8 protein-coding genes are annotated in these 7626 nt (G+C 60.7%); 7 read left to right on the top strand and 1 reads right to left on the bottom strand.

The features are described from left to right. The 7 genes from JMJ95_RS08650 to JMJ95_RS08620 form a co-directional block, all read left to right on the top strand. A partial coding sequence (locus tag JMJ95_RS08650; RefSeq protein WP_290684536.1) for a TRAP transporter fused permease subunit occupies positions 1-1437 on the top strand: 1437 nt, incomplete at its 5' end. 18 nt (positions 1438-1455) lie between these two features. Beyond that, positions 1456-1752: a citrate lyase acyl carrier protein gene (gene citD, locus JMJ95_RS08645; RefSeq protein WP_290684534.1), complete on the top strand. Its 297-nt coding sequence runs from the start codon at positions 1456-1458 to the stop codon at positions 1750-1752. Continuing rightward, positions 1749-2642, top strand: a complete 894-nt coding sequence (locus JMJ95_RS08640; RefSeq protein WP_290684533.1) for an aldolase/citrate lyase family protein — start codon at positions 1749-1751, stop codon at positions 2640-2642. Before citD ends, JMJ95_RS08640 begins: the two co-directional genes overlap by 4 nt. A gap of 62 nt (positions 2643-2704) precedes the next feature. Continuing rightward, the gene (citF, locus tag JMJ95_RS08635) at positions 2705-4132 is read left to right on the top strand and encodes a citrate lyase subunit alpha (RefSeq protein WP_367153783.1); all 1428 of its coding nucleotides are present in this window, start codon (positions 2705-2707) and stop codon (positions 4130-4132) included. Positions 4133-4291: 159 nt separating this feature from the next. Beyond that, positions 4292-6148, top strand: a complete 1857-nt coding sequence (locus JMJ95_RS08630; RefSeq protein WP_290684532.1) for an aldehyde ferredoxin oxidoreductase family protein — start codon at positions 4292-4294, stop codon at positions 6146-6148. A gap of 15 nt (positions 6149-6163) precedes the next feature. Next, a complete protein-coding gene (locus JMJ95_RS08625; protein ID WP_290684531.1) occupies positions 6164-6388 on the top strand; it encodes a MoaD/ThiS family protein in 225 nt (74 codons plus the stop codon). 27 nt (positions 6389-6415) lie between these two features. After that, a complete protein-coding gene (locus JMJ95_RS08620) occupies positions 6416-6772 on the top strand; it encodes a DUF819 family protein (RefSeq protein ID WP_290684530.1) in 357 nt (118 codons plus the stop codon). Positions 6773-6838: 66 nt separating this feature from the next. Here JMJ95_RS08620 and JMJ95_RS08615 read toward each other — a convergent pair whose 3' ends face one another. Next, positions 6839-7393, bottom strand: coding sequence for a rubrerythrin family protein (locus JMJ95_RS08615; protein WP_290684529.1), 555 nt, complete (start codon positions 7391-7393; stop codon positions 6839-6841). Positions 7394-7626: the final 233 nt, after the last annotated feature.

Raw genomic sequence — 7626 nt, 5'->3', positions numbered from 1 at the left:
CATTTCGGCCTGTCAATCCCCCGCATCATCGAGGAGCTTTATCTCACTACGGATGGTCTTTTCGGTCTCGTGACGGGGGTTTCAGCGACCTATATCTATCTTTTCATCCTGTTCGGAGCGTTTCTCAGTTCCACGGGAACGTCCCGGTTTTTCAACGACCTTGCCATGGCCCTGACCGGCCATCTCAAGGGAGGCCCCGCGAAGATCGCCGTCGTTTCGAGCGCCTTAATGGGAACCATCAGCGGCAGTACCTCCGCCAACGTGGCCACCACCGGAGCCTTTACGATTCCCCTGATGAAGAAGATCGGGTACCAGCCCTATTTCGCCGGAGCGGTCGAGGCGGCGGCATCCACGGGGGGGCAGATCATGCCGCCCGTGCTTGGCGCGGCGGCGTTCATCATCGCGGACGCCCTTGGTATTTCGTACCTCAAGGTACTCAGCGCCGCGGTCGTTCCCGCCATTCTCTATTTCTGGGGCATCTGGTGCTGCCTGAGCCTGGAGGCGGCCAAGCTGGGACTGCAGGGCCTGCCGAAGGAATCCCTGCCCCGGGTGAAGGATGTCCTGATCAAGAGCGGGTACAAGTCCATTCCCCTTTTCGGCATCATCTACTTCCTTGTCCAGGGGTACAATCCCCTGTATGCCGGATGCTGGGGTATCGTCCTGGCGACCCTCCTCAGCTTTGTGAGAAAAGAAGACAGGCTTGACATCCGGTCCTTCATTTCCACTCTCGAAGAGGGCTCAAAAAGCGCCCTCTCCGTGGCGATCGCCTGCGTCATCGTCGGCGTGGTCATCGGTATGATGGGCGCCACAGGAATCGCCCTGAAAGTCGGGGACGTCATTCTCGGCTTCACGAAAGGGAATATGCTGCTGACGCTGATTTCCACCATGATCCTCTCCATGATCCTGGGGATGGGAATGCCCACCACGGCAAGCTACGTCATGGCAAGCGCCGTGGCGGCCCCCGCCCTGATTCTTCTCGGGGCAAAGCCCCTTGATGTCCATTTCTTCGTGTTTTTCTACGCCGTCCTTTCCTCGGTCACTCCCCCCGTGTGCGTAGGAGCCTACACGGCGGCGGGAATCGCGGGGTCGGACCCGAACAAGACGGCTTTTACATCCATAAAGCTGGCCCTCGCAGGGTTCATCGTCCCCTTTGTTTTCATCTATTCGCCCCAGATCCTGCTGACCAACGTGGTGAGCTGGCCTGTGACCATCTTTGCCATAATCACCGCGCTCATCGGCGTGTTCGGGCTTTCCGTAGCGACGGAGGGCTACATCGCGGCGCCTGTTCCTTTCTGGGGACGCCTGCTGGCCTTTGCCGGGGCGGTTCTATTAATCTTCCCGGGAATTATAACCGACGTGACTGGTTTTTCTCTTCTCGGACTGGTGATTGTCTATAACCTGAAGTTCCAGAAAAGATCAACGCCTGCCCGCGCATGAACGGGAGGTTGAACTCTCATGGTGCAGGAAAAGATCGGCGTTGCGGGGTCTCTTGAATCGTGTGACGCTCTTGTGATGGTGGTTCTTTCGCCTGGAAGGGAAGGCATCGAGATCGAGCTCGACAGCCCTTCCATCGCTTCCTTCGGCGAGGAGATGAGAAAGGCAGTCAGGGAGACACTTGAGTCCGTCGGCATTGTTCACGGTTTCGTCAAGGTGCAGGACCGGGGCTCTCTCGACTGCACCCTCCGGGCGAGAACCGAGGCGGCGGCACGAAGGGCCCTGGCCGTGCCGGCCGGAGAGAGGGTGGAGGAATGAAAGCGAAAAGGCTTCGCCGGACGTCTCTCTACGTGCCGGGAACCAACCCGGGCATGCTTGCCAACGCGTCGGTCTACGGGGCGGACAGCGTCATACTGGACCTTGAGGACGGCGTTCCCGTCCCGGAGAAGGATGCGGCGAGAATCCTCGTCAGGAATGCCCTCCGGGCTGTGCCTTACCGGGGTTCGGAGGTCACGGTGAGGGTCAACGCCCTCTCCACTCCCTTCGGCAGGGACGATTTTCAGGAGATCATCCCCCTCGCGCCGGAAGCCGTCCGGCTGCCGAAGTGCGAATCGGCCGACGACATCCGGGAGGCCGACGCCCTGATGACGGAAATTGAACTGAATAACGGCATCGCTCCCGGAACGGTGGGGATTATCGCCATAACCGAATCCGCCCGGGGCGGCCGGAACCTGTCCGAAATCGCCGCCGCAAGCCCCCGGGTGATCGCCCTGAATTACGGCGCGGAAGACTACACCGCGGACATCGGGGCGGTGCGCACAAAAGAAGGCCGCGAGCTCGACGATATCCGGGCAAAGGTCATCGTGGCAGCCAGGATTGCCGGGGTGCAGGCGCTGGACAGTGTTTTCGGCGACGTGAACGACATGGAGGGGCTCTATGCGGAAGCCCTGCGGGTGCGCCTCCTTGGATTCGACGGCAAATCGGTCATTCATCCGAGGCAGATTTCCGTGGTGCACAGGGCATTTACTCCATCGGAACAGGAGATCGTGTTTGCCCGGAGGGTGATGGCCGCCTTCCGCGAGGCGTCGTCCCGGGGAACCGGGGTCATCGCCCTCGACGGCCGGATGATCGACGCCCCCGTGGTGGCCAGGGCGGAAAAAATCCTGGCCCTGGCGGAAGCGGCCGGGTGCCTTTCGGGAGAAAGGTGACCACGATGATTAGAAATACCAATAACCGGAAAACCTTCTTTTTTACTGGAGAAAAAAAAGATATTCCCTCCATCGGGAAGAGGAGGGAGAAAGGCAAAATCGTCGCCTCTCTCGAGGAAGCTTTCCGATTGGCGGAAGTGCGGGACGGCATGACCATTTCCTTCCACCATCACCTGCGAGACGGCGACCTGGTGGTGAACATGGCCCTGGACGTGCTGGCCGGGATGGGCATCAGGGACCTGGTCCTCGCCCCTTCGGCCCTTTTCCCCGTGCACGAGAGCCTCCTCCGCCATGTCCGCACCGGAGTGATCCGGTCCATAGAGGGAAGCGTGAACGGTCCGGTGGGCAGGGCCGCCTCGGAAGGGCTCTTCTCCTCGCCGGTGATCCTCCGTTCCCACGGCGGCCGGGTCCGTGCGATGCAGGCAGGAGAGCTACGAGTGGACGTAGCGGTTCTGGCCGCCCCCGTCGCGGATGCCATGGGGAACCTGAGCGGCATTTCGGGCCCCTCGGCCTGCGGTTCCCTCGGGTATGCCTTTACCGACGCCCGGTATGCCGACAGGGTGATTGCCGTCACGGACAATCTTGTTCCCTACCCGGCCGTTCCCTTTTCCATTCCCCAGACCCTTGTGGACTGGGTCGTTCCCGTGGAAAGCATCGGCGTGCCGGAAAAAATAGTCTCCGGAACTCTCAGAGTTACCCGGGATCCTCTCCGGCTCATCATCGCGGAGCAGGTGGCGAAAGTCGTTGAGGAGAGCGGCCTGTTCACGGACGGGTTCTCCATGCAGGCCGGCGCGGGGGGAATCTCCCTTGCCGCGTCCGCCTTTATCCGTGAGCGAATGAAGGCCGCCGGCATCAGGGGGAGTTTCATTTCCGGCGGCATCACGGGCCGGAGCGTGGAAATGCTGGAAGAGGGGCTCTTCGAATCGCTGCTGGATGTCCAGTCTTTCGACCTCGAGGCCGTGGCCTCCCTCGCCTCGAACCGCGGGCATGCGGAAATGAGTGCGTCCTTCTACGCCAATACGGCATCCAAGGGATGCGTGGTGGATATGCTTGATGCGGCGGTGCTCGGGGCAACCCAGGTGGACCTGGACTTCAACGTCAATGTGAACACCGAATCGGACGGGGTGCTTCTCCACGGCATCGGCGGACACATGGACACCGCGGCCGGAGCTGCCGTGACCGTCATCGTCACGCCCCTTTTCCGGGGAAGAATGCCCATGATCGTGGACAGTGTCCTGACGGTGACCACCCCGGGACAAACGGTGGACGTGGTGGTCACGGAGCGGGGCGTGGCGGTCAACCCGCTGAGAAAAGACCTCCTGGAGAATCTGCGGGGGAAAGGCATTCCGCTGGTGGAAATCGGGGACCTGAAGAAAATGGCCGAGGAATTCACCGGAATTCCGAAGGCCCCTTCCTTCGGGGAAAAAATCATAGGAATAGTGGAGTACCGGGACGGCACCATCATCGATACGATCCGCCAAAGAATCTGAACTTCCCCGGGACGTACGGAAAAAACTCCCCGGCATACAGCCGGGGAGTTTTTTCCCGGACCTGTTGCAATGAAGGGGCCTTCAATTTAGACTATAATTCCATGGAAGTGTACAATACCCGGCCGCTCCGGCGGCATCGGGAAACCAGGAGGTGGAATCATGCACGGCTATTGGGGAAAACTGCTTCGGGTGGACCTGACGAACAGGGTCTGCAGGGTCGACGATATTCCGGAGGAGACCTTCGACCTTCTTCTCGGGGGCTCGGCCCTCGGCGCGAAGATTCTTCTCGAGGAAACTCCGGCGAAAGTGGACCCCCTCTCTCCGGAGAACAAGCTTATCTTTGCCGTGGGGCCCTTCCAGGGAGTGAAATTCCCAGGCAACGGCAAATGGAGCGTGATCACCAAGGGACCTCTCACCGGGACCTTCCTCGAGTCGGCGGGCACGGGCCACTGGGCTCCCTTCTTCAAGCAGTGCGGATTTGACGCCGTGGTGTTCGAGGGAAGAGCGGACAGACCGGTCTACGTGTTCATCAAGGACGACGGCGCCGAGATCCGGGACGCCGCGTTCCTGTGGGGGAAGGACACCATTGAAACGGGAGAGCTCATAAAAGAAGACCTTGGCGACAGGCGGATCAACGCCCTGAACATCGGCCCCGCTGGGGAGATGATGCACCCCATAGCCTGCATTTCCTGCGACGGGCACAGCTTTGCCGGGCGCGGAGGAGCGGGCGCCGTCATGGGCTCGAAGAACCTGAAGGCCGTGGCGGCCTGGGGAACGAAGGAGGTTCCCGTGCATGACCCGGAGAAGGCTGCGGAGTTCGCGAAGGAAACGTTCACTCTGCTCTACGGGCAGGGGGAGCAGTTCCGGGCCCATGGAACACCCCGGGTCATCGTTCCCCTCGAAGGGATCGGCGATACCCCCATCAGGTACTGGAGGGGGGACGAGAACAAGAGGGGGGCAGCCCTCCTCGGCGCTCCCCGGTACACGGAGTACCTGAACGTGAAGCCCCTCCACTGTATCAACTGCCCCATAGGATGTCACCGCCACATCCGGTTTGAATTTCCGGACGGGGCGGTGCTGGAAGGGAACGGTCCCGAGTACGAGACCATCGCCATGATGGGGAGCAATCTCCTGGTGGAGGACCTGGGGGCCGTGGCGAAGGCCAACGATCGAGCCAACCGCCTGGGGATAGACACCATCTCCTGCGGCGCCTGGATCGGCTTTCTCATGGAGTGCTGGGAGTACGGCTGGATCACCCCCCGGGACACCGGCGGTCTGTCCCTGAAATGGGGCGACCCGGACGTCCTGCTCGCCATGGTGGAACAAATAGGGACGCTGACCGGCATGGGCGAATGGTTCCGGGAAGGGATCCGGGGCGCGGCCCGGCATATCGGCAGGGAAGCGGAAAAGATCACCGTAGAAGTGAAGAACATGGATTACCCCGCCCACGACCCCCGGGCGGTGTACGCCCTCGGGGTGAACTACGCCGTGGGTACTAGGGGCGCCTGCCACGAACGGGGGAACCCTCAGACCAGCGCCCTCGGGGGATATTTTCCCGAACTGGGGCAGGATGGTCCCTACGACAGGCAGACACCGGAGTTCGCGGCCAGGACGGCGGTGATCCACCAAGACGTGAGCGTCCTGATGAACTGCATGACCATCTGCCAGTTCATGATGGGCGGCGGCGGCCTGACCCTGACGGAGATCCGGACGGCCTACAGGTACTTGACGGGGAAGGACGTCCCGGTGGAGGAGCTGGTGAAGTTCGGCGAGAGGGCGTGGCAGCTCCAGAGAATCATCAACGTGCGGGACGGCCTGGACAGGAAGGACGACACACTGCCCATGAAGATGACCGTTCCCGCCATGGTGGGGCCCCGGGCGGGCAAGACGCCCACACCCCATGACAAAATTCTCGACGACTACTACGAGCTTCGGGGATGGGACAGGAACGGCGTTCCCTCAAGGGAGCGCCTGGAAGCCCTGGGACTCGGCCGGTTCGCGGCCTTCCTTCCTTGAGGAGGAAAGGGTACCATGGCTGTGACGATCCGTCTTCTCGGCCTGTTCAGGCAGTACGGACCGCCTGAACCCTGGGAAGTCCCGGCCGGAGAGCGATCCATCGGCGAACTGCTCTCGGAATTGGAGGAAAAGGCCCACGCGGGCTACATCCCCATAGTGAACGGCGAACGGAAGAGCAAGACCTATATTCCCGCCGACGGCGACGAGATAAAGATCATGCCCTTGGTTACGGGGGGGTAACACGGTAGACATGGTGCGGTTTTGTGTATGTCGCCTTTCTTTTTCTGTTTTGACGGGGGTGCGGATTCCCTGGAGATGAAGTACAAGGACAGCACGTTCTTCAAGTATGTTCCCACGCCGGTTGTTCTGTACGTCATGTGCATGGTTTTCGCCACCTTCGACCTGTGGCAGAGGACTGACATCGTCAACGCCGCCTACAAGGTGGTGCGGGGCAATCTCATTCCCGCCATGATCTTCGTCATGCTGCTGCGATGCGATATCCGGAAGATCCTCAAACTCGGCCCCGGGCGCTGCCCTCAGTGGGTTATCTCTTTGCTTCTGGCGGGGGTGAATTCACCTTATGCTCGGCGACACTCCCTCTGCCTGAAAAATTTGCGGATTTAGGCGGCCTTCTCCCCGGAAAAAAGAAATGAGGGGAAGGGACAACCGTCCCTTCCCCTCATCCGACACTTAGAAGCGGACGTATTTCTCTTTCGCCACCCCGCACACCGGGCACTTGTCCGGGGCCTCATCGGCCACGGTGTGGCCGCACACGGGGCAGATGTACATGGCCTCGAACTCCATGTCCTTTTTGGCGAGGGCATGTTCCCTGGCCTGCCGGAAGAATTCGGCGTGCTGCTTCTCGGCCTGGAGGGCGAAGTTGAAGGTGCGCATGGCATCCTTCTCGCCCTGGAACTTGGCCGCCTCGTAGTAGACGGGATACATCTGGTCCACTTCGTGCTCCTCGCCCGCAATGGCGCCGACAAGGTTTTCGGCGGTCTCCTTCATGCCGAACACGGCCCCTGCAGTGAGGCAGGCATCAGCCACGTCCCCGTTCAGGACGACGAAATGGTTGGTGGCGTGCACCTGCTCGGCGAAGGCGACGGCCCGGAACAGCCTGGCGATCTTCGGCAGGCCTTCCTTGTCGGCCTTGTCCGCCCATCCCAGGTACCGCATGTGGGCCATGCTTTCGCCGCCGTAGGCCGACCGAAGAAAATCAGCGGTCATGGCATTCTTCACAGACATGAAACCATCCTCCTTCAAACAAAATATATGACTTCCTTTGATAAAAGAATATCACATTCCCGGGCATGGCGAAACGGGAACGCTAATGGTATTCTATTGGCATCCGCAAAATCATAGTTCAGAATGGAATACTGAAACTACAGGGGGTGATCCGCGAATGAGGGCGGCAAAAATCCTGGGGACCGCCGGCGGTCTTGGTCTGCTCTTCTCGTGGATGGAATCCATCTTCCTGT

Origin of the sequence: Aminivibrio sp. (assembly GCF_016756745.1) — a bacterium.
Lineage (GTDB): Bacteria > Synergistota > Synergistia > Synergistales > Aminobacteriaceae > Aminivibrio.
This window is presented reverse-complemented; position numbering and strand designations above follow the sequence as displayed.